Origin of the sequence: Oscillibacter ruminantium GH1 (genome assembly GCF_000307265.1) — a bacterium.
In the GTDB taxonomy this organism is placed as follows: Bacteria; Bacillota; Clostridia; order Oscillospirales; family Oscillospiraceae; genus Oscillibacter; species Oscillibacter ruminantium.
The window spans coordinates 290,467-314,827 of sequence record NZ_DF158899.1 but is presented as its reverse complement, the minus strand read 5'-3'; the positions used below and the strand labels follow the sequence as shown (position 1 = coordinate 314,827).

General features: G+C 51.6%; 25 protein-coding genes. 21 read left to right on the top strand and 4 right to left on the bottom strand.

Features of this window, described 5'->3' with window-relative positions:
* Window positions 1-1,209, bottom strand: a complete 1,209-nt coding sequence (locus ON16_RS11715) for an aconitase X catalytic domain-containing protein (RefSeq protein ID WP_040662637.1) — start codon at window positions 1,207-1,209, stop codon at window positions 1-3.
* A 65-nt stretch (window positions 1,210-1,274) separates the two neighbouring features.
* Window positions 1,275-2,246, bottom strand: a complete 972-nt coding sequence (locus ON16_RS11710) for a C-terminal binding protein (RefSeq protein WP_040662632.1) — start codon at window positions 2,244-2,246, stop codon at window positions 1,275-1,277.
* A gap of 936 nt (window positions 2,247-3,182) precedes the next feature.
* Here ON16_RS11710 and ON16_RS15825 point away from each other — a divergent pair.
* Entirely contained in the window at window positions 3,183-3,326 is a 144-nt protein-coding gene (locus ON16_RS15825; protein WP_158441624.1) for a hypothetical protein, read from the top strand.
* A 669-nt stretch (window positions 3,327-3,995) separates the two neighbouring features.
* Window positions 3,996-4,634, top strand: coding sequence for a hypothetical protein (locus tag ON16_RS11705; RefSeq protein ID WP_040662630.1), 639 nt, complete (start codon window positions 3,996-3,998; stop codon window positions 4,632-4,634).
* Here the strand turns inward: ON16_RS11705 and ON16_RS15645 are convergent.
* On the bottom strand, window positions 4,594-4,911 hold the full coding sequence (locus tag ON16_RS15645) for a hypothetical protein (protein ID WP_144032113.1): 318 nt from the start codon (window positions 4,909-4,911) through the stop codon (window positions 4,594-4,596). The two genes, ON16_RS11705 and ON16_RS15645, sit on opposite strands and share 41 nt — an antisense overlap.
* 252 nt (window positions 4,912-5,163) lie before the next feature.
* Between ON16_RS15645 and ON16_RS15640 the strand changes: the two genes are divergently transcribed.
* Window positions 5,164-5,760 (top strand): hypothetical protein, encoded by a 597-nt coding sequence (locus tag ON16_RS15640; RefSeq protein ID WP_144032112.1) that lies wholly within the window; start codon window positions 5,164-5,166, stop codon window positions 5,758-5,760.
* A gap of 203 nt (window positions 5,761-5,963) precedes the next feature.
* The gene (locus ON16_RS15635) at window positions 5,964-6,230 is read left to right on the top strand and encodes a hypothetical protein (protein ID WP_144032111.1); all 267 of its coding nucleotides are present in this window, start codon (window positions 5,964-5,966) and stop codon (window positions 6,228-6,230) included.
* A 313-nt stretch (window positions 6,231-6,543) separates the two neighbouring features.
* Here the strand turns inward: ON16_RS15635 and ON16_RS11685 are convergent, their stop codons facing one another.
* Window positions 6,544-6,906: a metal-dependent transcriptional regulator gene (locus ON16_RS11685; RefSeq protein ID WP_040663033.1), complete on the bottom strand. Its 363-nt coding sequence runs from the start codon at window positions 6,904-6,906 to the stop codon at window positions 6,544-6,546.
* A 306-nt stretch (window positions 6,907-7,212) separates the two neighbouring features.
* Here ON16_RS11685 and ON16_RS11680 point away from each other — a divergent pair, with 306 nt between their 5' ends.
* From ON16_RS11680 to ON16_RS11600, 17 genes are all read left to right on the top strand, one after another.
* Window positions 7,213-8,022, top strand: a complete 810-nt coding sequence (locus ON16_RS11680) for a class I SAM-dependent methyltransferase (RefSeq protein WP_040662618.1) — start codon at window positions 7,213-7,215, stop codon at window positions 8,020-8,022.
* 113 nt (window positions 8,023-8,135) lie between these two features.
* Complete coding sequence (locus ON16_RS11675; RefSeq protein WP_040662615.1) at window positions 8,136-8,387, top strand: heavy-metal-associated domain-containing protein; 252 nt, start codon at window positions 8,136-8,138, stop codon at window positions 8,385-8,387.
* A 33-nt stretch (window positions 8,388-8,420) separates the two neighbouring features.
* On the top strand, window positions 8,421-9,455 hold the full coding sequence (locus tag ON16_RS11670) for a helix-turn-helix domain-containing protein (RefSeq protein ID WP_051131724.1): 1,035 nt from the start codon (window positions 8,421-8,423) through the stop codon (window positions 9,453-9,455).
* 121 nt (window positions 9,456-9,576) lie between these two features.
* A complete protein-coding gene (locus tag ON16_RS11665) occupies window positions 9,577-9,864 on the top strand; it encodes a DUF6110 family protein (protein WP_040662613.1) in 288 nt (95 codons plus the stop codon).
* A 59-nt stretch (window positions 9,865-9,923) separates the two neighbouring features.
* Window positions 9,924-11,993 (top strand): heavy metal translocating P-type ATPase, encoded by a 2,070-nt coding sequence (locus ON16_RS11660; protein WP_040662612.1) that lies wholly within the window; start codon window positions 9,924-9,926, stop codon window positions 11,991-11,993.
* A gap of 149 nt (window positions 11,994-12,142) precedes the next feature.
* Entirely contained in the window at window positions 12,143-12,433 is a 291-nt protein-coding gene (locus ON16_RS11655; RefSeq protein ID WP_040662610.1) for a DUF2325 domain-containing protein, read from the top strand.
* Between the two features lie 210 nt (window positions 12,434-12,643).
* Window positions 12,644-13,879, top strand: a complete 1,236-nt coding sequence (locus ON16_RS11650) for a GLUG motif-containing protein (RefSeq protein ID WP_040662608.1) — start codon at window positions 12,644-12,646, stop codon at window positions 13,877-13,879.
* Window positions 13,880-14,224: 345 nt separating this feature from the next.
* The gene (locus tag ON16_RS11645) at window positions 14,225-16,000 is read left to right on the top strand and encodes an ABC transporter ATP-binding protein (RefSeq protein WP_040662606.1); all 1,776 of its coding nucleotides are present in this window, start codon (window positions 14,225-14,227) and stop codon (window positions 15,998-16,000) included.
* A complete protein-coding gene (locus ON16_RS11640; RefSeq protein WP_040662604.1) occupies window positions 15,993-17,720 on the top strand; it encodes an ABC transporter ATP-binding protein in 1,728 nt (575 codons plus the stop codon). Before ON16_RS11645 ends, ON16_RS11640 begins: the two co-directional genes overlap by 8 nt.
* Before the next feature lie 562 nt (window positions 17,721-18,282).
* Complete coding sequence (locus ON16_RS11635) at window positions 18,283-18,777, top strand: low molecular weight protein-tyrosine-phosphatase (protein WP_040662602.1); 495 nt, start codon at window positions 18,283-18,285, stop codon at window positions 18,775-18,777.
* Window positions 18,740-20,254 (top strand): Y-family DNA polymerase, encoded by a 1,515-nt coding sequence (locus ON16_RS11630; RefSeq protein ID WP_040662601.1) that lies wholly within the window; start codon window positions 18,740-18,742, stop codon window positions 20,252-20,254. The genes ON16_RS11635 and ON16_RS11630 overlap by 38 nt, the downstream gene beginning before the upstream one ends.
* On the top strand, window positions 20,251-20,682 hold the full coding sequence (locus ON16_RS11625; protein WP_040662599.1) for a YolD-like family protein: 432 nt from the start codon (window positions 20,251-20,253) through the stop codon (window positions 20,680-20,682). Before ON16_RS11630 ends, ON16_RS11625 begins: the two co-directional genes overlap by 4 nt.
* A 353-nt stretch (window positions 20,683-21,035) precedes the next feature.
* Window positions 21,036-21,521 carry a sigma-70 family RNA polymerase sigma factor gene (locus ON16_RS11620; RefSeq protein WP_040662597.1) on the top strand — a complete coding sequence of 162 codons (486 nt, stop codon included), beginning with the start codon at window positions 21,036-21,038 and terminating at the stop codon, window positions 21,519-21,521.
* A gap of 15 nt (window positions 21,522-21,536) precedes the next feature.
* Complete coding sequence (locus ON16_RS11615) at window positions 21,537-22,385, top strand: DUF4179 domain-containing protein (protein ID WP_040662596.1); 849 nt, start codon at window positions 21,537-21,539, stop codon at window positions 22,383-22,385.
* Window positions 22,366-23,088: a hypothetical protein gene (locus tag ON16_RS11610; RefSeq protein WP_051131723.1), complete on the top strand. Its 723-nt coding sequence runs from the start codon at window positions 22,366-22,368 to the stop codon at window positions 23,086-23,088. The genes ON16_RS11615 and ON16_RS11610 overlap by 20 nt, the downstream gene beginning before the upstream one ends.
* Window positions 23,089-23,520: 432 nt before the next feature.
* A complete protein-coding gene (locus ON16_RS11605; RefSeq protein ID WP_040662594.1) occupies window positions 23,521-23,733 on the top strand; it encodes a 4Fe-4S binding protein in 213 nt (70 codons plus the stop codon).
* Window positions 23,730-24,314 carry a 4Fe-4S binding protein gene (locus tag ON16_RS11600; RefSeq protein ID WP_040662592.1) on the top strand — a complete coding sequence of 195 codons (585 nt, stop codon included), beginning with the start codon at window positions 23,730-23,732 and terminating at the stop codon, window positions 24,312-24,314. The genes ON16_RS11605 and ON16_RS11600 overlap by 4 nt, the downstream gene beginning before the upstream one ends.
* Window positions 24,315-24,361 lie beyond the last annotated feature (47 nt).

Sequence of the window (24,361 nt, the reverse complement as noted above, 5' to 3'; positions counted from 1 at the left end):
TTACTTTACCTCCCCGGTCAGAGCCGCTTCAATGCAGGTGTTCAAATCACGAATGACAAAGTTGATGCCGCGGCGCTGAGGATAGTAGGCACACTTGGGAGACTCCGTTACACCAACCTTGCCCCGCAGGTGACGCCAGCAGGGCTGGTCGGGACAGGTGTCGGCCACGATGTTGCCGCCGGCGGCGGTAATGATCTCATCAAAGCCCATACGGACAGCCATATCCTTCACCAGACTGGAGGTGAGAATCCACATTTCCTTTTCCAGTTTCTTGCCCTCAATCTTGTTGGCAATGTACTTTACCTCTTCCAGAGTGAAATGGGGGCAGCCGAACATGGCAAAGTCGATCTTACGGTTGCCTTCCAGAGAGATCTCTTTGAGAATATCCTCCATGTCCTGATTCGTCAGGACCACCGTTCTCTTGGGAGCCTTGCCGCCGAAGGCGGTTTCCATATCGGGAGCCTCGGGAGTGACGCCCAGAATGTGGTACATGCCGTAAGCACCGGAGGTGTTCAGCTCCGCGCCCAGATTTCTCAGGGCCTCCTTGGTGATCGTCTCACGCGGCATACCGGTGAAAACAGGGATACCATCGCCGATTTTCTTGCCCAGCATACCGAGGATGTGGTAATCGTAGGGAGTCTTCAGGTCGGCCTGAACCTCGACCAGAATGTCGCCCTTGCGGTTCTCGTCCAGCAGCAGACCGTACTCAGGAACGAAGCCGGTCACAGCGGCGCACAATGCGCTGTTGGCGCCCTCACGGTTGCTACGGGCACCCCAAACAGCGTTGACGTAGGGGGTCGCACTGGACTCGGAAAAAGCGATGACCTCCTGATACATGGGTACGTTGGTGTCGATGTAGGGCGTGCAGTTATAGCTCAGCTCAGCGCCGATCGCCTTGTAGGCGTTGTGGGTGCGCTGCATCAAATCCGCAAACTTGGGATCGACCATATCCCTTTTAGTGAAGAAGTCATAGCAGAAACCGGGGTTGACTGTGGGGGTCACGCGGCAGTGGGCGCCCTCGTTGAGCAGCTTTTCGCAGAACCAGAGATCTGCGTCCTGATTGGAAAGAGCCACATGCGCTTTGGTGATAGGTACCATGCGTTCCGCATCAAAGCACTCGCCAATGGCGACCTGAATCTTCATGGCATAGGCAGTGCCTTTGCCATACTTTCCGTCCAGCATATCCTGCTGCATCTGTGTGAGTTTAATTGAAACCGCCTCCTAAAATAATCATTGATTGCTTTATTGGAATCTATTGCTGCTTAAATTACGGGTTAGCCATTTACCAGATCGTCCGGGCGCTCGCCCCGGTACATTTTCATGGCATTACGAAGGGTTCGCATCTTCAGTTCCTGATAGGACTCCACCGAAATATAGGAAACATGGGGCGTAACGATCAGATTTTCGTGTCCAAAAATCTTCTCGTCGGGCGCGGGAGGCTCGTGGGTGATGACGTCTACCACCGCGCCGGCAATCACACCCTGATCCACGGCAGCAATCAGATCGTCCTCCACCAGAATCCCTCCGCGGGCGGAGTTGATGAGCACCGCGCTCTTTTTCATTTGAGAAAAATGATGCATCGACAGCAGATGATGCGTTGCGGGGGTGTACTTTACGTGAACCGTCACAAAATCGGCCTGTGCCAGCCCCTCCTCCAGAGAAACCGGCTCAATGCCCGCCTTCCCCAGCGCATCCGCGGAAGCATGGGGGTCATAACCGACGACCCGCATTCCCAGTGCCTTAGCGCGCGCCGCAACCGTCTGGCCGATCCGGCCGCAGCCGACCACCGCCAAAGTGCAATTGCTCAGACGATGGATGGGGCGATCCACCGCACCGGCTCCCCACAGGCCATTTTTCAGGTTGTCGTTGAAGAAGTCCAGTTTCTTATTAAAGCGGTACATGGCAGCCATCACATAGTCGGCGATGTCCTCAGCGCAGTAACCCTGCACATTGGTAACCGGGATGCCCTTTTCCTTGGCGGCTTTTATATCAATGCGGTCATAACCGCCGCCGTAGACCGCGATTCCCTTGCAGTTCTCCAAACGGTCGATTGTCTCCTTGGGGATGCTGGCATAGACCTGTGCCAGAATTAGATCAGCCCGATAACCAAACTCCTCCAAGTCTGCCTTGTAGTCATAAGTGGAGCGGCGAATCGTACACCCGGGATACTCCTTGGGGAGGACGTCGTGTTCTACCTCGTAGTCACCCCACTCCTCATCAATAATCCAAATCAGGGGTTCTTTCATTGTTCGTCAGATCCTTTCCATCAAGCACTTTTTCTTAGGACTTGCGTTCTCTTTTCACTGCTGTGCCAACTTGTATGCTACATGTATTTTACTTGTATACTTTATCTTGCACTTACATATTACTCTCTTCACGCATTCCCGTCAATCTATTTACTCTACTAATATTTTTGAGCTGCTTTGTGCATTTTTGCCATAATCATTCTTGCTATTTAACTCTGCTTGCCGCTTCTGCACAATGTTTTTGAAATTGTGAGGAGATTCTCGCAGTGCAGGAATTACCCTTGAAAAGAAGTGCTTCTGTCACAAAATGGTATACTTTATATAAGCATCTGGCTGAAGTAATACCAGGAGTTGCACGGCATGCTTTATCCGGGCGGTTGCTTTGGCAGAATTGGTATGGGCGGATATGAGGGGGTGCTGTTTTTTGTGCGGCACTAGGAAATAGTCAGAGGAATACAGCGGTTTGATGAAGCACAGAAACAGAGATTTTCTTTCAAATGAGTCTGCCCGATAATACTTACCGAAACAGAAATCGCTTTCGTCCACAAGGTAATAAGCTGGTTTTTTCTAAGTTCTTTGAAGTATTCTGCATTTGTTACGTTCTAATGTTAGCCTCTCGCATAGGGGCGGGAGCCTTCCTATTTGGTGACGATGCGCGTTTGCTCGGCAATTGGCGCCCCACTTTTTCGGGGTGAGCCGGTAGTCAAAACGGCCTTGTATCGTCTGAACAGCGCTTATTGCCGCAGTTTTTTTATAGGACTTGATGTAGGTTGAGGCCGTGGACATCGCTTCTTATAAAGAGAAATTGCTTTTTGTTTGGACAGCATGATATAATTTACGAAATTTATTTTAAATTTTGAGATGCAACCAATAGTTGCCGGATAGTTAGTAGAGAAGAAAGTGCGGTTCGGTAGAATAGTGGCAAGAGGTGATTCTATGGAACTTGGAGAAAAACTGAAAAACCACAGAATCGAAAAAGGTTTGTCGCAGGAACGTCATACCGGACGCGGTGCTGGTTTTCATCAGGTTTGTGCTGCTGCTGTCCAGCACCATTTGGATGGCGTTTCATCTGCGATATGAGAAAGATCCGGAACAGTGCAGAAAAAACACAAAAATCGAACTGGCGTATGGCCACGGTTCTGCTCATCGTCGCCCTGTCTGCGTATTTCAGCCATTTTACATTCTTAGGATCCGTGCTGCTTCTCGCCATCTGCATCGGCTATGTCTTATGGATCAACCTCAATACATGAATCGCACCTTTGTAAAAAAGAAAACGGACGATTGAAGTTTTATTTGTAGGTAAAGAAGCGGACTGGACAGGTAACCAAGGAGCGAAAATGCTAGAGATTTTGCTTGATTCATTATGGAACGCGCCATGGAAGGCGCTGCCTCCAAAAACTTTCCAAAAGCCTTGCGCTATTTTTTATTTTGGGGAATCGTTACCGTTTTTTCTCTTGTAGCAGCTGTGCTTTATTGTTCTTCTCACTTCGTTTCATCATTATATGGATGAGGGAGAGCAGGAAAAGGTCGCGCATTTGTGCTTTTTAATGGCATATTACCTGTTTATTACCCTGACCCCACCCGGTTCATGCCAACTCGCTATGCACTATATTAAACAAGCCATTGCCTTAAATCCTCTTGAAACATACAAGGGATGGCTGCCGCTCATAGAAAAAGGCAACTAAAAACTACCTTGAAAACAGACGAAAAAGTTGCATTTATGTAATGCAGTTTAAGGAGAGAGCATCCATGAAAAAAATAGATACACAAGGAATTACCTACATAGAGACTTTGGAGGGCAGTAAAGACTGGTATTGGGGAACCGACTATACAAGTGGTGACTTGTATGAAGCAGAAGAACTTTTTAAACAAGGCCATCCTATCAATCAAAACAGGCTTTTGTTTATCCATTATCCAGACGGGAAAACAGTTCAGCCTGTGGTTGCGGGAAAAGGGCAATACTTTGGGCGACCGATTTACTACGACAACCGCATTTATATTCTGATGGTTGATTTTCCAAATGGAAAGATAAAGATACTGCAATTTAATGATGCAACGGAACAAACTTTAGCCTTGGTGGAGATTCCTCTCGCAACGGTAGAAGATTGTTATAATCTGTTGTTGAAAACATCGCCCCTCATGCTGACTAGACAGTCAAGCGATAACAAGTTCCAAATACTGTGGCCGGAGAAAGTGGAATTTAATATTGAAAATACGGAGAGTTTTTACTTTAGAATAGGGGAAAAGCTGTATTTTTCCGCGTGGTATGAAGATCCGGATTACAGAGAAGAGATAATGGTCCGAAACATGGATACAAGCAAAATTGTTGACAGAGTTTCAGGGAGTATCACAGTGATGCCAGATGGTCAAATGTGGATTTTAGGCTAAGAAAATTGCCGGTTTCTGCTTCTGCGGCTATCTTCGCAAAGGCGTAAAAGTTTGTAGAAGCAATATCTTCAGAATTATTACGAAGGGAAACCGAAACCGACGATCCCACGCCACCGGGGGTGCGAAAGGAGCGGGCCGATGCAGTAATTAAAAAAGTTGGCATAAAAGCCAAAAGCAAGCATTGTTCCGCGTTCACACGCATGTCCTTTACAAATAAAAGAAAGAGGTATACGATGATGACAAAGAAACTGGCAAGTTTAGCTTTAGCACTGGTCATGTGCCTGTCTCTGTGTGTCCCGGTGCTGGCGACTGAACAGCAGATCGGATATTCTGATTCATGTATGCTTGAGCGCGGGTATATGCTTTCAAGCAAAATTCTGGATAATGGGCATCTTTTAGTTTCATTGTCTAAAGAGATACTCTGCTTGAATCAACTGAAACTGATTATGAAAACCAAACCCTGATTACCGTTAGTTACAGCAACACAACACGAGCTGCATCGACTCAAGTAATTACTTTTGAGAGTTTTATGGGAAATAGTGCTCTTGATCAAAACAACCTCTCTGAAAATCCTAGTACCTTAGCCGTTAGGGCATACAGTCACTTTGCCGACGTTTCTTTTCGCTCACAAATTGGCACCGACTTTTTCTTTACTCCAACAGCTCAAGTTTTTGTTCGGACCAATACACCGGGTGATTTAGTCGTACAAAGAGTGCAAGTTAGCTCTCTTGGAAACAGTGTGACGCAAGTTGTTTCTTTATTTTCTGTTGTGTTGGGCGTGGTCTTTCCTGAATTATCCATAGTAAAATCTTTTCTGATTGCATTGGGTATTCTTATTGGCGGTAATGCAGTCAGTCAATCTGTTGATTATGCGGATCTTGAAAGCCGCCGATATGGAGAAAGCCTCCGGGCAACTTATAATAACCGTAGTGTTGATTACGTCGAAGGTGCCCGTATCGTTGCGTCCGGAGCAGCAAGTAATGGGAAATATGCTAATCAGACATTTTATGATGGTATGTGTTCGTATAATATTTTGAGTGGAAATCTTGCGCAAGGTCAACAAATTTTCAACAGCTTCTTTAGTGGCTACGGGACGTGCAGAAGTATGACCGTTACCGCTGTCTGACCGCTATCAAACCAGTATTTTGATTCAAAGTGGAGGGCTGTTATATGAATCGTTTCCGCCGCTGGCTTTGGCTTATGCTGATTTTTGTTGGAATTGTACTGTTTCTTTTGTGGTATCATCCAATTTTGGAAAGCGGCATTCCGAAAGATGCCTCAAACTGGGTGGAGAAGCAAACAGGGGCCGATTTTCAAGGATTCTCTTTGATGGAAACGCGACAATATGCACCCTTTCTGCTTCTTCTGGGCCACGGCAACAGCGGCGAATCCGCATATCTGCTGTCTTATGAACAGATTCTGTTTCTCCCTATTTACCGACGCTATATGCTGGTCAGCAACGCAGAGCGGGTATCCACAGGCATCGGTCTTCAGCCCTACGCCTATTCTCGTCTGGAGGCGATGCTTACGCCGCCCTACGACAAAATTCTGGTGCGGGTATGGGATACGGATGGAAGCGTTTCTCTGGTCCCTTAGTGCAACGAGCATGTTGCTCAAATAAGGGAGGTCAGGAAAGCATTCCTTCCGGTTGCCGCTCAACTGAATTCAGCACAAAGGGACAGAGCCGCGGCTCTGTCCCTTATTCTGCCCGCAGGAGCAATGGCAGACTAGTAGCTTTCGGTCCTTCGTCCGACCCACAATAATCACGATGTGAGATTCACTTTTAAACAGGGCAGAATCTCTAGGCTGAGCGGTGTTTTTGCCTCTTTCTCCGACTTGCACTTTAGTGCAAGCCCCGGAAAACACGCAAATGGCAAGCAGGGCAAGTGTGGCCAATTTACCACGCAGCTTATCTTCCTACGTGTTTGCAGAGTGCTTCGAAGGTCTTTTCGCTGATGTCGTGCTCAATTTTGCAGGCGTCCTTCCGTGCGGTTTCCTCGTCTACGCCAAGACAAATCAGATACTCGGTCAACAACTTATGCCGGGTGTACATTCGCTGGGCGATTTCCATGCCGGTCTCGGTGAGGGTGATGTGGCTGTCGCTGTTCATGGTAATATAGCCGCCCTCCCGCAGGCGTTTCGTGGCATAGCTGACGGAGGGCTTGGTCACGCCCAACTGTTCCGCCACATCAAGAGAACGGATATAGCCGTGCTTCTCCTGCATCATCAGCATGGCTTCCAGATAGTCTTCAGAGGCTCTGTGTATCGTCATGGCAAGCTGCACCAACTTTCAGTCTTTAATAGGTACAGGTTAACATACTCTAACCAAATTTTCAAGCAGCAAAGAAAATGGAAAAATAAGCCTTGACATTTTTGGTTAGGGTAGTTAAACTAAAAGACGGTTAGATATTACTAACCAATTGTTTTTCCGTCTGGTTAGTTTATGCTAATCCGCAAGAATATAGGTGGATGGAGTCGCGCCTCGGATCCGGCTATTGCGCATACAAGCGGAGTGCAAACCACTGTATTTCATTTCCACCATCGAAAAAATAGAGCTTTACGCTATGGAGGCAAGAGGATGAAACAATTATCGCAGACGCAGTTAAAACCGGAGTATTCCAACTGGGTTTCCAAATGGATACCCATTACGGGAGGCATAGCAACCGTCCTGCTCGCGGCGGGCTCGGTCACCGTTTTCAGCCTGACCAAGCAAACGACATGGCTTGGTCTGGTGCTGATTGTGCTGGCGGTTATCGCCTGCGTGGTTACCCTCTACATGTTCATTGCCCGGGGAATCCTTTCCTATCATGGCGGCGGCGTTCAGGGCAAAGTTCTGGACGGCGTGCTGTCCCAATTGGAGGCGCTGGGCTGGGACGGCAAGGGAAAGCTGCTGGACATCGGCTGCGGCAGCGGAGCGATGAGTATCAAAGCCGCGAAGAAATTTCCCGATGTGGTTGTCACCGGCATGGACTATTGGGGTGCAGGCTGGGATTACAGCAAAACTCTCTGCGAGAGCAATGCCAAGATCGAGGGCGTCGCGGAGCGGATCACCTTTCAAAAGGGAGATGCCGCAAAACTTGATTTTTCAGATGGGACCTTTGACGCGGCCATCAGCAATTTTGTGTTCCACGAGGTCATGAGCCAGCCGGACAAGTTTGCGCTGGTACGGGAGGCGCTGCGTGTAGTAAAACCCGGCGGATATTTTGTTTTTGAGGATATATTTTTCGCAAAGAGTCATTACGGGGATATTCATAAATTTGTCAAGGCATTGGAGCCTTACACCGCAGAGGTTCATTTTTTGGATATGCGCCGCCCGGACTATGCACCGGTACTTCTGAACACGCCGTTGATTTTGGGGCAGATGGGTATCATCTGCGGCAGAAAATGAGGAATCATGTCTGGAATATACTTTCTGCGAAACTTTGATGTGGCACGTCCTAGCTGGTACGCGGCTCCGCTATGCCAATCAAAGTGCAGTGAAAGAGAGAGGAGACAGGAAAAATGAACCGCATGATTCTAAAAATTGACGGGATGGCCTGCGGCATGTGTGAGTCCCATGTAAACGACGCCATTCGGCGGGCGTTTCCGGTCAAAAAGGTATCCTCCTCCCGCAGCAAGGGAGAAACGGTCATTCTGACCGAGACGGTTATTGACGAGGCGGCATTGAAAGAAGTAATCGGCAAGACCGGCTATACGCTTACCTGCGTCAAGACAGAGCCTTATGAGAAGAAAGGACTGTTTGGTCACATATAGACGGAAGAAAGCGATGCAGGAGGAGGGGATGCCGTGAGCGCAACGGAACGCGAAAAGCAAATATACGGACCCGGCGTAGAAATTGTTCGCCGCGAGAAGGGCTGCACGGTTTACCGGCTTGCCGATGAAACGGGCGAGGCCGTGATGACAAGTTATCAGGTGTTTCCCGGCGTAGATGTCATTTATAACGATGTACATAGACCGGTCTGCGGCACTGATGTACTGCCGCTGGATGGACTGCTGGAAATCGACCACTGCCGCGAGGGCCGCATGGAGTGTGAGGTTTGCGGCGAATATATTTACATGACGCCCGGTGATTTGACTATCCACAGAAAGGTTGGAAACGTTCATAACACCTATTTTCCACTTAGCCACTATCACGGTATCACCGTCGCCCTTGACACAGACTCCGCCTCCCGGTGTCTGAGTTGTATTTTGGAGGATACCCCGGTGAAGTCCTCGGAGCTGATGGAGCGTTATTGTCAAAATCACGCGTGTACCGTCATTCGTGCGCGGCCCGGCATCGAACACATTTTCTCGGAGCTGTATTCCATTCCCGAACAGATTCGGGAGGGCTATCTGAAAATCAAGGTCATGGAACTGCTGCTGTTTCTGGGTGGAACAGACCTTGCTGCCGACGCCGTATCCGATTCGAGGTACTTTCCTGCGGCACAGGTGGAGGCGGTCAAGGCGGCGAAGGAATATCTGACGCAGCACACGGAAAAGCATATCACCGTCAGTGAGCTGGCGGAACGGTTCGGTATTTCACAGACGACTCTGAAAGCCTGCTTCAGGGGTGTCTTTGGGGAATCCGTCTATACCTTTGCCCGGCAGTTCAAAATGCAGAAAGCCGCTGTGCTCTTGCGGCAGACGAATAAAAATGTGATGGAAATTGCGGGAATCTTTGGTTACGACAACGGCAGCAAATTTGCCAAGGCCTTTCGTGATGTGATGGGGGAAACCCCTGACAAATACAGGCGCGCTTCCCGTGCGGATTGGGCGCCGGAAAAAACCGTGAAAAATGTCCGAATGGAGCGGAAGCCAATCAAAAAGATTGGTATCATTTAAACATTTAAGAACAGGACGGTGATCGCATGAAGATTCATAAAACATTTGCATGGCTGACCGTGCTGTGCTTTCTGCTTGCCATCATTGCAGGCTACGAAAAGAAATAAAGGAGGCTGATCGTATGGATTGGTGCAAACTGAAGCTGGTGGCTGGCGGCGCTCTTCTGAGCACGCTGGGATACCGCATTCTCAGGAGCCGGGACGCAAAGAAACTCTATTCCTTTGCCGCCGCCACCGTGCTGCGGGAGAAGGAACACATCATGGGCATTGTGACGGACATCAAGGAGGACTGCTGCGACATTTATGCCGATGCAAAGGCGATAAACGAAAAATATGCCGAGGAAAACGACAAAATAATTGAGGATCGGGCAATCCGCCAAGCAGCTGCGGCGGAAAGCGCCGCAGAATAACCCCAAACAGTCATGGAGAGGCCGCCGCAGGGCGGCTTTTCTTTATAACGGAGGCAGCTATGAAATGCAAAATACTCCATGAATCCAAAGGCAGATTGCGCGTGCATCTGATGCAGACGCGCATGACGCTCGCGCAGGCCGATGTGCTCGAATATTATATGAAAACCGTAGATGGCGTAACGGATGTGCAGGTCTACGACCGGACAGGCGACGCTGTCATTCACTATCTCTGCGGCAGAGCCGCGATCATCAATGCACTGTCCGCTTTTTCCTATGAAAGCAGCGCCGTCTTTGCTCCCGAACATACCGGACGGGAACTGAACCGCGCGTATGAGGACAAAATCGTTTTTACGGTGCTCGGCCGCGCGGTCAGTCGGCTGTTTATTCCGATGCCTGTCCGCATCGCCGCGGCCGCTTTCAAATCCGGCGGTTATCTTTGGAAGGGCATTCGCGCCTTGCTCCGCGGCAGACTGGAGGTAGCGGTGCTGGATGCAACCGCCATCACCGTCTCCATGCTGCGGGGCGATTACGAAACGGCTTCTTCCATCATGTTTTTACTGAAGCTGGGCGGCATTCTGGAAGAGTGGACCCACAAAAAGTCGGTGGATGATTTGGCTCGCAGTATGGCGCTGAATGTGGAAAAGGTCTGGCTGCAGGTGGACGGAACGGAGGTGATGGTCCCCGTTACACAGATTCGTGTTGGCGACAGCGTGGTTATTCGAACCGGCAACATGATCCCTCTGGACGGCAAAGTCATCTCCGGCGAGGCCATGATTAATCAGGCATCTATGACCGGCGAATCCATGCCGGTGCGCAAGACTGTGGGAAGCTATGTCTATGCCGGAACCGCCATTGAGGAGGGCGAGTGCGTCGTCTGCGTGGATAAGGTTTCCGGCAGCGGGCGCTATGACCGTATCGTCAAAATGATTGAAGAATCGGAAAAGCTCAAGTCCATGACGGAGGACAAGGCCTCCCATCTGGCCGACCGGCTGGTGCCATACAGTCTGGGCGGCACCGTGTTGGTCTATCTGCTGACCCGCAATGTCACCAAAGCGCTCTCGGTGCTGATGGTGGATTTCTCCTGCGCCCTGAAGCTGTCCATGCCCATTACGGTGCTCTCCGCCATGCGGGAGTCGGGTTTTTATCACATTTCGGTGAAGGGCGGCCGCTTTCTGGAGGCGGTGTCCGAGGCGGACACCATTGTATTTGACAAAACGGGGACGTTGACCCATGCTGCCCCACAGGTGGCCCAGCTTGTCACCTTTGGCGGCCGGGACGAAAACGAAATGCTGCGCTTAGCTGCTTGTTTGGAGGAGCATTACCCCCACTCCATGGCCAACGCCGTGGTGCAGGAGGCCACAAAGAGGGGACTGCACCACGAAGAACGCCATTCCAAGGTGGAATATGTGGTGGCACATGGTATTTCCAGCCTTGTGGAAAACGAAAAGGTCATCATCGGCAGCTATCACTTTGTCTTTCAGGATGAGGGCTGCCGGATTCCCGATGAGGGGAGGATACGCTTTGACAGTCTGCCCGACGAGTATTCCCATCTCTACATGGCCATCGGCGGAGAACTGGCTGCGGTGATCTGCATTGACGATCCTCTGCGGGAGGAGGCTTCCGCCGTGATTACCAGTCTGCGGAGGCTGGGGCTTCAGAAAATTGTGATGATGACCGGTGACAATGACCGCACCGCAAAAGTTGTTGCCAAGGCCGTCGGCGTGGACGAATATCACGCCGAGGTGCTGCCGGAGGACAAAGCGGAATTTATCCGCGCCGAGCACGAGGCCGGGCGAAAAGTCATCATGATTGGCGACGGCGTTAACGATTCTCCCGCCCTCTCTGAGGCCGACGCCGGAATTGCCATTGCGGATGGAGCGGCCATCGCCCGGGAGATTGCCGATATCACCATCTCCGCCGACGACCTGTTTGCCCTTGTGACCCTCAAAGCACTCAGCGATGCGCTGATGGCCCGCATCCGCGGCAACTACCGCTTTATCATCGCCTTCAACGGTGTGCTGATTGCGCTGGGTGTGGCAGGAGTGCTGCCGCCGGCGACCTCCGCGCTGCTGCACAATGCCTCGACCCTTGGCGTCAGCCTGCACGGCATGACAAATCTTCTTGCATAATATGTCCGTTTGGAGCTTTCTCCGCCCATTTGGAGCGGAGAAAGCTCCTGCTTTTTTATATAATAGTTTCTGTAATGAAATCGTGCCATTAGGCACTGTTTTTTAGCGTTGCGGTTAAGGTTATCTAACTAAAGAGAGGAGGTGAAGCGGTGAGTGTTGTCATTCTGGGAGGAAACGAATGTATGGAGCGCCGTTATAGGGAGCTCTGTGGTGAATATGACTGTCAGGTAAAGGTGTTCACAAAGGCGGCCGGAGGACTGCGGAAGAAACTTGGCGAGCCGGATCTGTTGATCTTTTTTACAAGTACCATGTCTCACAAAATGGTGCGGGGCGCGATGAGCGAAATCAAAGGGACGAATACCATTATCGAGCGGTGTCACACCAGCTCTGCATCTGCACTGCGCGGAATATTGGAAAAGCATACCGGCTTGGAGGCGTAACAGGTCGGAAGAGCGGTTGATGCGCCATTATACGCCGGCGCGGGCGGGCATTAAAACGGGCGCTCTTTCGTCCTGTCCGTTTAAATCAAAAAGCAGATCAAAACTGTGAAAGCGCAGTCTGCAACGAAGCCCCGATGCAATTGGGGTGAAAATCCGCAAGGCGCCGGGCGCGGCTCTGGCGGAATGAGGAATGAGAAAGGAAATAAATCAATGAAAACGGAAAAAAGAGGCGCTGCTGCCCTGATTGCGGCAGTAATGGTTCTTGCGCTGGCGCTGAGTGGGTGCAGTGCGCAAAAAACAACCGTCGGCTTTGTCGGCGGCAGCGGCACAGCGGATGACCCTTATCAGATTGCGACCGCAGAGCAGTTGGAACGGGTTCGCAACGAACTGACAGCAAGCTATGTGCTGACGGCGGATATTGATCTTGTCGGCATTGAGAATTGGACGTCTATTGGAGATGTCAAGCTAAGCGCCACCGATCCGGAAACCGGTGAAGTGGATTTTTCCACAGCCTTTTCCGGCACCTTTGATGGCGGCGGCTATACGATTTCCAATTTAAACTGCACGGCGGCTGACGACAGCATTGCAGCGGGCCTCTTCGGCTGTATGACAGGAACCGTGACCAATCTGACCATGGAAAACGCCGTGGTGATCGGCAGTGAAACGAATATGGCTATCGGCGGCGTGATGGGCTACGGTATGGGAACGGTCACTGACATCACCCTGAAGGGCGATAATACCATTACCGGCATCAACTGCGTAGGTGGCATTGTTGGCGGTAATCAGGGCAGGGTGGACGGCTGCACCGTAGAAAATGCCGATATCGTCGTCATTGGCGATAACGACTTTACGGGCGGACTCATTCAGTGTGATATTGCGGAGTGCGGCGGCCTTGTGGTGGGCGGCAGCTTTATGGGCACTGTGGACAACTGCACCGCAAATGGAACGGTCACAGCCACGGGGAATGAGCCGGTGGGGCTTGGCGGTATTGCCGGATGTATTCAGTGTGCCCCCAGTATTACAGGCAACACCGTGACCGTGAGGATCAATGCAGGCAATGGACATGCCATCGGCGGCCTGTGCGGGTATGCAGGTATGGGTGACGATGGAGACGGAACCATCGATCCGCCTTGCAGCATTACCGATTGCACGGTGAATGTCACCGTCAATGCCAATGGTGCCACCCATGTGGGCGGTCTTGTGGGAACCGGGCTTTACTACTATGGCATGGAGGACCGTTTTACTGTTGAAAACTGCTCTGTGCCCGGTGCCATTAATGGCGCGGTTACCCCGGGTACAGTCGCGGGACGCGCGGTCGGCAGTGAAATCATCAGCTGCAAAACGAATGTTAAAATTGATGGAAAACAAAGCGAGAGCCAGATCGGCACAACAGACCGTATGTATCAGGGCGGCGATCAGTATAGCGACGGAAGCAGCAATGTGTAGGAATTGCTGACCGCCGTCTCCGTACTTATCGGCAGCTTTTTTAGGGTGCGACCTTCAACGCCAAGTATGACGCGTATGATTACTGCGCTGTCATCGTAGGCGGGGAGCGTGCGGACCAGGACTTTCAGACTACTTTTTGTTGATGGGGAAAAACGCCCGCAGCTTTCAAAGTTCGTCTACACCGTCAGGCAAGGAAAAAGTGCCCGACCAAACGGAGCCAAACGATGCGCAACGGAGTGGAAACAGCCGCCCCATTTGCTATAATCAAACCTGTTAGGCATCGAAAGATGCCTTCTTACAGGGCAAATGGTTAGTTGCATCTAATTAAAAAGGAGGGGATTCGGTTTGAAAAAAGAATCCGATCTAAAAAAGCTCTTTGGCTATGCCGGGGCGTACAAATACCTGACGATGTGCTCATGGATACTATCGGTGGTCAGCGCCCTGATGGCGCTGGCTCCCTTTGTGTACATTTGGCGTATCATCCGGGAGGTGTTGGCGGTTGCTCCAAACTTTGGCGCTGCGACCGGGCTTGCCCGCAACGGTTGGATGGCGGTGCTGTTTGCGGTGACGTCCATGGTGGTTTATCTGTGTGGGCTCGTGTGCTCTCATCTGGCGGCATTTCGTGTGCAGGCCAATATTCGTTCTCAGGCAATGCACCACATCGTCAAGCTGCCCATGGGCTTTATGGACGACTTCGGCAGCGGAAAGCTCAGAAAAATCGTCAACGAATCCAGCGCCGCCACAGAAACTTATCTTGCCCACCAGTTGCCGGACATGGCGGGCGCGTATGCAACGCCGGTGGGCTTGCTGGCGCTTTTGCTGGTCTTCGACTGGCGGTTGGGGTTACTGAGCCTGATACCCGTCATGCTGGCGTTTGCCATTATGGGAAGCATGACCGGGGCAAAAATGAAGAAAAAGATGGAGGAATATCAAAACTCTCTGGATACCATGTCCAACGAGGCGGTGGAGTATGTGCGTGGCATCCCGGTGGTCAAGACCTTCGGGCAGTCGGTGTTTTCCTTCAAGCGCTTCAAAAGCTCCATCGACGAATATGAAAAATGGGTGGTTTCTTATACGAAAGACCTGCGTCTTCCCATGACGATCTATACCACGGCCATCAACGCGGTGTTTGCGGTGCTGATTGCGGTGGGGCTGATTGTGACCAAAAATGGGGTCACAAACGACTTCCTTTTGAATTTGTTGTTTTACATCATTATTACGCCGGTTATTACCGTCACCCTCAATAAAATCATGTATTCCAGCGAGAATACAATGGTGGTCGCGGACGCGCTGGAACGCATCAACTCCATTATGGCGGTGCAGCCGCTGTCTGAACCCTCCGCGCCGAAGCATCCGGCGGATAACTCCGTGACGCTGGCAGACGTATCTTTCCAATATAAAGACGCCAAGGCAAACGCGCTCACCCACATTGCCCTTGCCATCAGGCCCGGCGAACACGTTGCCCTTGTGGGGCCGTCCGGCGGGGGTAAGACGACGCTGGCAAGTCTGGTGGCCCGCTTTTGGGATGCAACGGACGGAGAGGTGAAAATCGGCGGCGTGAATGTGAAAGACATGGCAAAAGAGGAGCTGATGAACACAGTTTCCTTTGTGTTTCAGGATTCCAAACTTTTCAAAAACTCCATTCTCGAAAATGTCCGCATGGCAAAGCCGGGGGCTTCCCGCGAGGAGGTGCTCTCTGCGCTCCATGCGGCCCAGTGCGGCGATATCATCGAAAAACTCCCCCATGGCATCGACACGGTGGTGGGCACAAAGGGCATCTATCTCTCCGGCGGCGAGCAGCAGCGCATCTCCATCGCGCGGGTTATGCTGAAGAATTCGCCGATTCTTATTCTCGACGAAGCAACCGCCTTCGCCGACCCGGACAATGAGGTAAAGGTGCAATCGGCGTTCACGGAGCTATTCAAAGATAAAACCGTGATTATGATTGCCCACCGTCTATCCACCGTGACGAGCTGCGACCGCATCTACGTGCTTGATAACGGCATGATTGCCGAAAGCGGAACGCATGAGGAATTGACCGCCCAAAGCGGTATCTATAACGCCATGTGGACGCAGTACGGCAAAGCTGCAAAATGGAAGGTAGGTGCTCTCAATGCTTAAATATTTGCAGCATAAATACGCACTCTCTCAAAAGGGTGCAAAGGACATGGTTTGGGCCTTTGTCTCCTGCACGCTGTCCTATCTGGTGTTGATGTTTCCTGTGGGTCTGCTGGTTTCCCTTGTAAGCGACTTGATGAGCGGAACCGGCACTACCCGGACTGCTTTTTATGTGGTTGGAATCGTAATTTGCCTTGGACTGATCTTGGTTACTACTTATCTCCAGTACAACGCCACCTTCTTCGCAACCTACAAGGAAAGTGGCGTGCGGCGGATCACGCTGGCAGAAAAGCTGCGCAAGCTCCCACTGTCCTTTTTCGGAAAGAAAGACCTTGCCGACCTGACCAGCACCATTATGGCCGACTGCGCCACGCTGGAAACGGCCTCTTCCCACTGGATACCGGAGTTAATCGGCTCTATGATTTCCACTCTGCTCATCGCCCTCAGCCTGTTTTTCTTCGACTGGCGCATGGCGCTGGCTGCTCTGTGGGTGCTGCCCGTCTCGTTTGCCGTCATCCTCACTTCCGCCAAAGCGATGAATCGCAAGCAGGCAAAGCAGATGCAAGCAAAAATGGTTTTTGCGGACGGCATTCAGGAGTGCTTGGAATCGGTGCGGGATCTGAAAGCGAACAATGCCGAGGATGAATATCTGGTGGGGCTGGATGCAAAAATCAAAGATGTAGAAAAGAAAACCATTACCACAGAGCTGGGCAACGCCGTGTTCAACGGCTCCGCCCGCATGATCTTGAAACTGGGCATTGCCTCCACCGCGCTGATGGGCGGCACACTGCTGGCAAACGGAACGCTGGATGTGCTGCCCTTCTTTATGTTTTTGCTGGTGGTTTCCCGCATCTACGACCCCATGATCACAACACTGGATAATTTAAGCGCCATCGTCTCCCTGAACATTCCCTGCGGGCGTATGAATGAGATTTTGGAGTACCCCGTACAGGAGGGCGCGGAGCAGCTTACCAATCAGGGCTGCGACATTGTCTTTGATCATGTGGGCTTCGCCTACAACCAGTCGGAGCAGGTGCTGAAGGATGTCACGTTTACCGCCCGGCAGGGCGAGGTCACGGCGCTCATCGGTCCTTCCGGCGGAGGCAAGACCACCGTATCCCGTCTGGCTGCCCGGTTTTGGGATGCCACCAGAGGTACAATTACTGTGGGAGGCATGAATGTGGCAAAAACCGACCCAGAAACGCTAATGGGGCTGTATTCCATCGTGTTTCAGGATGTGACGCTGTTTAATAATACCATTCTGGAAAATATTCGCATCGGACGCAAGGACGCCAGCGACGAAGAGGTTATTCGTGCGGCAAAGTTGGCGCACTGTGATGTGTTTGCCGATAAGCTGCCCCAAGGTTATCACACCCTCATCGGCGAGAATGGTTCGGAGCTGTCCGGCGGTGAACGCCAGCGCATTTCCATTGCCCGCGCTTTCCTGAAAAATGCACCCATTATCCTGCTGGACGAGGCCACCGCTTCATTGGACGTGGAGAACGAGACACTTATTCAGGAGTCGCTGTCTCAGCTTATCCAGAACAAAACGGTGATGATTATCGCGCATAGGATGCGGACGGTTGCCGGGGCGGATAAAATTGTCGTTCTCTCCGGTGGAGTGGTGTCCCAGCAGGGTGCGCCCGCAGAGTTGGAGGCCCAGAATGGTATCTACCGCCACATGCTGGAGCTTCAGCAGCGCACCGGCGCGTGGAAGATGTAGGCGCTTCACGCGATAAGCAAAGTTTACTCATAGAAAACGCAGAGCCAATAACCATATTTACTATGGTTATTGGCTCTGCGCAGTTACTTCGCTCGCCTATCCAATGCGCTTTTACACAGGACATCGTAACTCGGCGTTTTCCTGTGTTCTCCACAACTGTATAAATACCGCGTTCACGAAATACAAGTTTTACCCCGCCAATCACAAACAAGGTCTTGACAGGGAGAAGCATGCCGATATCCCTCTAAGTCCGAGTTTTGGATTGGAGGAATTTTTGCGTATCGACGGCCATTGCCGACCACCCTGACCGCGAATACCCTCAGCAGATGCTCCGCATACTGGCGGGTGAATCTCTGCCCAATATTCTGCATCTGATGCGCGGGCAGTTCTGTGCCATCGACGGGCACACCGTTTACCTATGGGCGTGTCTTCTCTCTCGCTACCAGAGGCAGTGCTTGCGAGCCGGACGATCCCATGCCCAAGGCAAAGCAATACCGGCTCGACTGCGATACGGATCCATGCTATACTGAGAGCATAAAAACGGAATATTCGGAGAACAACAATGAAAAAGATACTATTCATTTGCCACGGCAACATCTGCCGCAGCCCGATGGCGGAGTTTATCATGAAGGATATGATAAAAAAGGCGGGACTCTCGGACGAGTTTCGGATATCCTCGGCGGCGACCAGTGCGGAGGAAATCGGCAACCCGGTGTATCCCCCCGCGCGGCGGATGCTTACCAAACACGGCATCGACTGTACCGGAAAGACGGCGCGGCAGCTCAAAAATGCCGACTACGATTATTACGACCTGCTGATCGGTATGGAACAGGTAAATCTGCGCAACATGCAGCGCATCTGCGGCGGAGACTATGGCGAGAAGATGCATCTGCTTTTGGAGTATGCAGGCCGTCAGGGGGATATCGCGGACCCGTGGTACTCGGGCGATTTTGATGCGGCGTGGCGCGATATTGAGGCAGGCTGCCAAGGGCTGCTGAAGCGATTGAGGGAAAGAACGGATGGCACAGGAAAGGCAGAGAGTTTATGTTGCGATTGATCTGAAATCGTTTTATGCCTCCGTGGAGTGCATGGAGCGGCAGCTCGATCCCATGACCACAAACCTTGTGGTAGCGGATATGAGCCGGACGGAGAAAACCATCTGTCTGGCGGTTTCGCCGTCTCTGAAGGCATACGGCGTACCGGGACGGGCGCGGCTCTTTGAGGTTGTACAGAAGGTAAAAGAGGTCAACGCCCAGCGTAAGAGCCGGGCGCCCGGACGCATATTTACCGGCGCATCCTGCGACGACACAGAGGTAAAATGCAATCCCTCGCTGGCGCTGGACTATATCGTCGCCAAGCCCAGAATGGCGCTCTATATGAAGCGCAGTACCGAAATTTATAACATCTATTTGAACTACGTCGCACCCGAGGACATCCATGTCTATTCCATTGACGAGGTATTCATGGATGTGACCGACTATCTGCACGCCTACCACTGCACCGCTCGAGAGCTCACCATGACTATCATACAGGACGTTTTGAAGACCACCGGAATCACGGCAACGGCGGGTATCGGGACAAATCTCTATCTCTGCAAGATCGCCATGGACATCGGGGCCAAGCGCATCGTGCCTGATAAAAACGGCGTGCGCATTGCGGAACTGGACGAGGCGACTTATCACCGCCAACTCTGGAGCCACCGCCCGCTGACGGATTTCTGGCGAGTTGGCAAGGGCTACGCCAAAAAGCTGGAGGCCAACGGGATGCTCACCATGGGCGACGTGGCGCGCTGTTCTGTCCGAGACGAGGAACGCCTTTATAAGATCTTCGGCGTGAACGCGGAGCTGCTTATTGACCACGCATGGGGCTGGGAGCCCTGCACCATTGCCGACGTTAAAGCGTACAGGCCGGAATCAAACAGCATAGGCTCCGGTCAGGTGCTGCAATCCCCCTATCCTTTTGACAAGGCAAGGATAATCGTGCGGGAGATGACGGAACTGCTGGTGCTGAATCTGGTGGGCAAGGGTTTGGTAACCGATCAGATAGTGCTGACGGTGGGCTATGACATTGAGAATCTGAGCGACGAGGCGCGGCGCAAAGCCTATACCGGCCCGGTATCTGTGGACCGCTACGGGCGCGAGACGCCCAAGCACGCCCACGGCACGGCGAATCTCGGCTGGCAGACCTCCTCCACAAAGCAGATCGTGGGCAGCGTTTTGGAGCTTTTTGACCGCGTTGTGGACCCAAAACTCACGGCGCGGCGAGTTTATCTCACGGCAAACCATGTAGTGCCGGAGGGCGAGGCTGACCGGCAGCCCGACGTTGAACAGCTCGACTTATTCACGAATTACGAAGCTGAAAAGGAAAAACGTGAACGGGAGGTATCCGCTTTGGAGCGTGAAAAACGGATGCAGCGCGCTATGCTCGCTATACAGGAGAAGTTTGGAAAAAATTCCATTCTGAAGGGCACGAATTTGCAGGAGGGAGCGACGACCATCGAGCGCAATGAACAGATCGGAGGGCACAAAAAATGAGCGAACGATACGACGATATCATTGATCTGCCCCACCATGTCTCTGCCACGCACCCGCAAATGGCCCGGCTTGACCGGGCGGCGCAGTTCGCTCCCTTCGCCGCACTGACAGGCTATGAAGCGGCGGTCGAGGAAATGGCTCGACTGACAGATCGGCACATTGAACTGGACGAGAGCGCGAAGGCGGCTCTGGACGAAAGACTTCAGTTTCTTCAGGGGCATATTGGAGACGAAACCGAAGTCACAATCACATACTTTATGCCGGACAAAAAGAAAGTCGGCGGCGCTTATATTGAGGCATCCGGAACGGTAAAAAAGATTGACGGCTATGAGCGAGCCGTGATAATGTGCGACGGCACAAAAATACCGATAGACGAGATCCTCCAAATCGAAGGAAACCTGTTTCGCTTCCTTGATCCCTTTGCATGATGTGTGCGCGGTATAACAATAAGATAACAGCTTTGGGTCTGTCAGGCCGGGAATTTGAACGGCCCCTCTCGGGCCAAAATGAGTTGATAAAAAGCTGCACAGTAAAAACGCCGCGCGAAAGTGCGGTATTTTTGTATTTGTCAGGGGTTTTGACAAAAATGGGGGGCGAACAAGTTTGACTTTTAAAATCAACCAGAACCTCAACTTGCAGAATGCGTTGTCCTAATCTGCGGGCCGGTCAGCTGCTCTGCTGTAAGTTGTTTTTAAAAATCAAAATTACTTCATCGTTTTTATCATTGCCTGCGTCTAATGGATAAAGCGCTTTGATTTTCTGCGGAAAAGGAGTTCCCGATATGGTGATCAGCCAAGTTGAATATGCACGGCGGGTTCAGGCCGGACGCGGCCAATTTTACCGCATTGCGTATTGCTATGTGAAAAACACACAGGATGCACTGGACATTGTAAGCGAGGCAATTTACAAGGGCCTTTCTTCTCTGCATCAGTTGAAGCAGGCAGATTATTTTGATACATGGATGACCCGAATCGTCATCAATGCAGCGTTGACCCATTTGCGAAAGGCGGTCAATCAGCCAGCGAACAAAGGTGAACTGCCGGAGGATATCCGGGTGGATGAGGCTGCGCTTTCGGTAGAGGCGTCGTTGGATTTATATGAGGCGCTGGAACTGTTGGAGCCGAGTGAACGATCTCTTGTGATTCTTCATTATTTTGAGGATCGTCCCTTCCGTGAAATGGCAGAAATTCTGGACTTGCCGGAACCGACCGTTAAATCCAGACTATATCGAGTTTTAAAAAAACTGAAAGCACAGCTTTCTGCGTAAAAGGAGTGTAAACGTATGACAAATATCGGGAAAAGGAGATACGAAGAAATCCCTATTCCGGATGATCTTGAATGGATTGTGGCGAGAGCCTGTCGACGTAGTTCCCATCGGCGCATTGTTAAGAAATGGCTCACCGGTTTTGCCGCTGTTTTTACGCTGCTGCTTATTTGTGCAAATATAACGCCGCTCTATGCTTCCGCTGCCGAGGTGCCTATTTTAGGCCAGATGGTTCGCGTGTTGCGAATCGGCTCGGGCGGTCATGCCACCGACGATGTCTTTGTGACCGCAAAAGCAACTACAACTGGCGTGGAAATCAGTTTTCACACGAAGGGTGGAAAAGACTCGCAAGTCCCCGTCTATTCCGTCACGCGCAGGACGGCGCCCTTTCGTATGATCCTGCGGCTGCACGGAATTGAGAGCATGGATACCGAATCCCTGCTGACGGCATTTTCCTCGCTTGACGCCGTGGCGGACGTTTACCTGAATGCCTATACAACAGCTGGAGATCAGGGAATTACGGTGGTACTAAACCGGGACTGCGAGTTTTCCGTTGAGGAGAACGATTCACCGGGAACGCTGGTGGTGGACTTTTACGACGGAGAATCCGACCAAAACGCCACCTCGTACTTTTTGCGCAGCGAGGCTATGCCGCTGGGCGAAGAACTGGCTGATCTGACACAGCAGCTTTCCTGGGAAGGTGCAACGCAGGTTAAAACGGCCGCCGGCGAGTATCGCGTCGTGCTTGGAAACTATCGTACGGAGGAGCAGGCGCGCGAAGCAAAGGCTGGCATCGAGGAAAAGTTTGGCAAATCCTTGGGGCTGTCTGTGGCACACGGCGGCACCTATGAAATTCTTGAAAATTAAAGAAAAGAAGGATATTTTTATGAAAAAGCAAGTTCAAATCACGGCACTGTTTCTAACCGCATTGCTGCTTGGCGGCTGCGGAGCCACGAATTCCCCGTCAGAGAGCGCACAGTCGAACCCCGAATATTCTGAGCCGGAAGGCAGCGCATCCGCCAGCGCAAAAGACACGGAGAATTTGTTAAACGACTGGCTTCCGCAGGGCGTTAAACAGGTGATGGCAGAGACAGAGCCTTTGCCGGAACTGGCACGGGCGATTGTGGAAGAGTATGAAATTCCTGAAGAGGAATGGGCAAATACGAAATATTACTATAATTATGTTGACTTAAACGACGATGGAACGGATGAAATCTTTGCCGTAGTCATCGGACCCTACACCAGCGGCACCGGCGGCGATTCCGGAATGTGGCTGATCCCCTATGCCGGTATGGCGGTATCTCAGACGTTTACGCTTATCAGAACACCCATTATCATAAGCGATACCATGACAGGCGGCGCGCACGACCTGATTTTCCAGCGCAGTGGCGGCGGTGGCGAAACGGAATATGTTCGGTTAACTTGCTCGGACGGAACGTACAGCAACCCTTCCGATGCTGAGGTCGTTGAGGATATCAGTAAAGTTGAGGGAACGGCGATTCTTTGCAACGATGTGGCTGCGGATATGGAATCGGGCAATTATCTGACATTGGAAGACGCGAAGGGATAACACTGTGTAACTGCCATGAGGAAGTGCGGGGCGGGCTTTTACAGGAGATTCCCTACTGCTTATGCAGCAGCAATGTTTTCTCTGGCAAACTTGAATTAAAATGGCAAAGGGCCCTTTCTTCGTTATTGAGGAGAGGGCCCTTTTTTAGACTGTATTTCCCAAATTCCAGTTTTATTATTTGCTCGCGTCAAAAGGGAACCTGCGCTCACCTTGATACACGCGGCAGGGTGATGACTGTGTCGAACGCTAAAGGGATAGATCGAAAGCTGTTCCGCGTCAGGGTGGGGCGGTGAATATACCGATTGCGGCACAGCGGGAATGCCCCGAACTGCCGGGCAATATGCCTTGCACCGAATCTGATTCGTGATATTGTCACGGACGCTCCGAAAGATTTACTGTATACTTCTTTTATAAAATCTTGGAGGTGCTGTTGTGCAGAAAACGGGAACGCGCAGGAGAAAAGCGGAGGTGGCCCGGCAGGACTGCGTTGCCTGCGGATGCTGTGTCAAGGTGTGTCCCAATGCCGCCATTCGGGTGGTCAAGGGAGTTTGTGCCGTGGTGGATCAAGAGCGGTGCGTGGGCTGCGGCAGATGCGCGCGGGAGTGTCCCGCATCCGTGATCACAGTGATGGAGGTAAGCGAATGAAAAAACACTGGTATGACTATCTGTGGATCGTTTCTCTGACCTATCTGATCCTCGGCTTTTTCAATATCCTGTTTGCGTGGATCGGCCTGCTGTGCTTTTTTATTCCATTGATTATCGCCATTGCGGGCGGCAGCAAGGCTTACTGCAACCGCTTTTGCGGGCGGGGGCAGCTATTCGCGCTGCTGGGCGGGCGATTTGGCTTGTCCCGCAAAAAGGACCCACCCCAATTTTTAAAAAACAAGTGGTTTCGCTATGGCTTTTTGATTTTCTTCTTTACCATGTTCTTTCAAATGCTTTGGAGCACTTGGCTGGTGTTTGACGGAGCGCAGGAGCTGCGTCAAGTGGTGAAACTGCTGTGGACCTTTAAACTGCCTTGGCACTGGGCGTATCACGGGACGGCAGTTGCGCCGTGGGTTGCGCAGTTTGCCTTTGGCTTTTACAGCGTCATGCTCACCTCCACCGTTCTTGGCTTTTTTACAATGCTCCTGTTTAAACCGCGCTCTTGGTGCGTGTACTGCCCGATGGGGACCATGACGCAGCTGATCTGCAAGGCTAAGTGTGGGGAGAAGAAAATGTATTGAAGGCATGAATCTCATAAATATTTTTGTATTGAGCCGCTACACTATGA

Bases quoted from the DNA above. Each gene is read 5' to 3' on its own strand.
- ON16_RS11630 (WP_040662601.1), top strand. From the start codon at position 18,740: ATGGCACAGGAAAGGCAGAGAGTTTATGTTGCGATTGATCTGAAATCG.
- ON16_RS15640 (WP_144032112.1), top strand. From the start codon at position 5,164: ATGGGAAATAGTGCTCTTGATCAAAACAACCTCTCTGAAAATCCTAGT.
- ON16_RS15645 (WP_144032113.1), bottom strand. From the start codon at position 4,911: ATGACCAGTGCTAAAGCTAAACTTGCCAGTTTCTTTGTCATCATCGTA.
- ON16_RS11650 (WP_040662608.1), top strand. From the start codon at position 12,644: ATGAAAACGGAAAAAAGAGGCGCTGCTGCCCTGATTGCGGCAGTAATG.
- ON16_RS11710 (WP_040662632.1), bottom strand. From the start codon at position 2,246: ATGAAAGAACCCCTGATTTGGATTATTGATGAGGAGTGGGGTGACTAC.
- ON16_RS11705 (WP_040662630.1), top strand. From the start codon at position 3,996: ATGAAAAAAATAGATACACAAGGAATTACCTACATAGAGACTTTGGAG.
- ON16_RS11680 (WP_040662618.1), top strand. From the start codon at position 7,213: ATGAAACAATTATCGCAGACGCAGTTAAAACCGGAGTATTCCAACTGG.
- ON16_RS15825 (WP_158441624.1), top strand. From the start codon at position 3,183: ATGGAACTTGGAGAAAAACTGAAAAACCACAGAATCGAAAAAGGTTTG.
- ON16_RS11665 (WP_040662613.1), top strand. From the start codon at position 9,577: ATGGATTGGTGCAAACTGAAGCTGGTGGCTGGCGGCGCTCTTCTGAGC.
- ON16_RS11660 (WP_040662612.1), top strand. From the start codon at position 9,924: ATGAAATGCAAAATACTCCATGAATCCAAAGGCAGATTGCGCGTGCAT.
- ON16_RS11640 (WP_040662604.1), top strand. From the start codon at position 15,993: ATGCTTAAATATTTGCAGCATAAATACGCACTCTCTCAAAAGGGTGCA.
- ON16_RS11615 (WP_040662596.1), top strand. From the start codon at position 21,537: ATGACAAATATCGGGAAAAGGAGATACGAAGAAATCCCTATTCCGGAT.
- ON16_RS11600 (WP_040662592.1), top strand. From the start codon at position 23,730: ATGAAAAAACACTGGTATGACTATCTGTGGATCGTTTCTCTGACCTAT.
- ON16_RS11620 (WP_040662597.1), top strand. From the start codon at position 21,036: ATGGTGATCAGCCAAGTTGAATATGCACGGCGGGTTCAGGCCGGACGC.
- ON16_RS15635 (WP_144032111.1), top strand. From the start codon at position 5,964: ATGGAAACGCGACAATATGCACCCTTTCTGCTTCTTCTGGGCCACGGC.
- ON16_RS11625 (WP_040662599.1), top strand. From the start codon at position 20,251: ATGAGCGAACGATACGACGATATCATTGATCTGCCCCACCATGTCTCT.
- ON16_RS11635 (WP_040662602.1), top strand. From the start codon at position 18,283: ATGAAAAAGATACTATTCATTTGCCACGGCAACATCTGCCGCAGCCCG.
- ON16_RS11610 (WP_051131723.1), top strand. From the start codon at position 22,366: ATGAAATTCTTGAAAATTAAAGAAAAGAAGGATATTTTTATGAAAAAG.
- ON16_RS11675 (WP_040662615.1), top strand. From the start codon at position 8,136: ATGAACCGCATGATTCTAAAAATTGACGGGATGGCCTGCGGCATGTGT.
- ON16_RS11685 (WP_040663033.1), bottom strand. From the start codon at position 6,906: ATGACGATACACAGAGCCTCTGAAGACTATCTGGAAGCCATGCTGATG.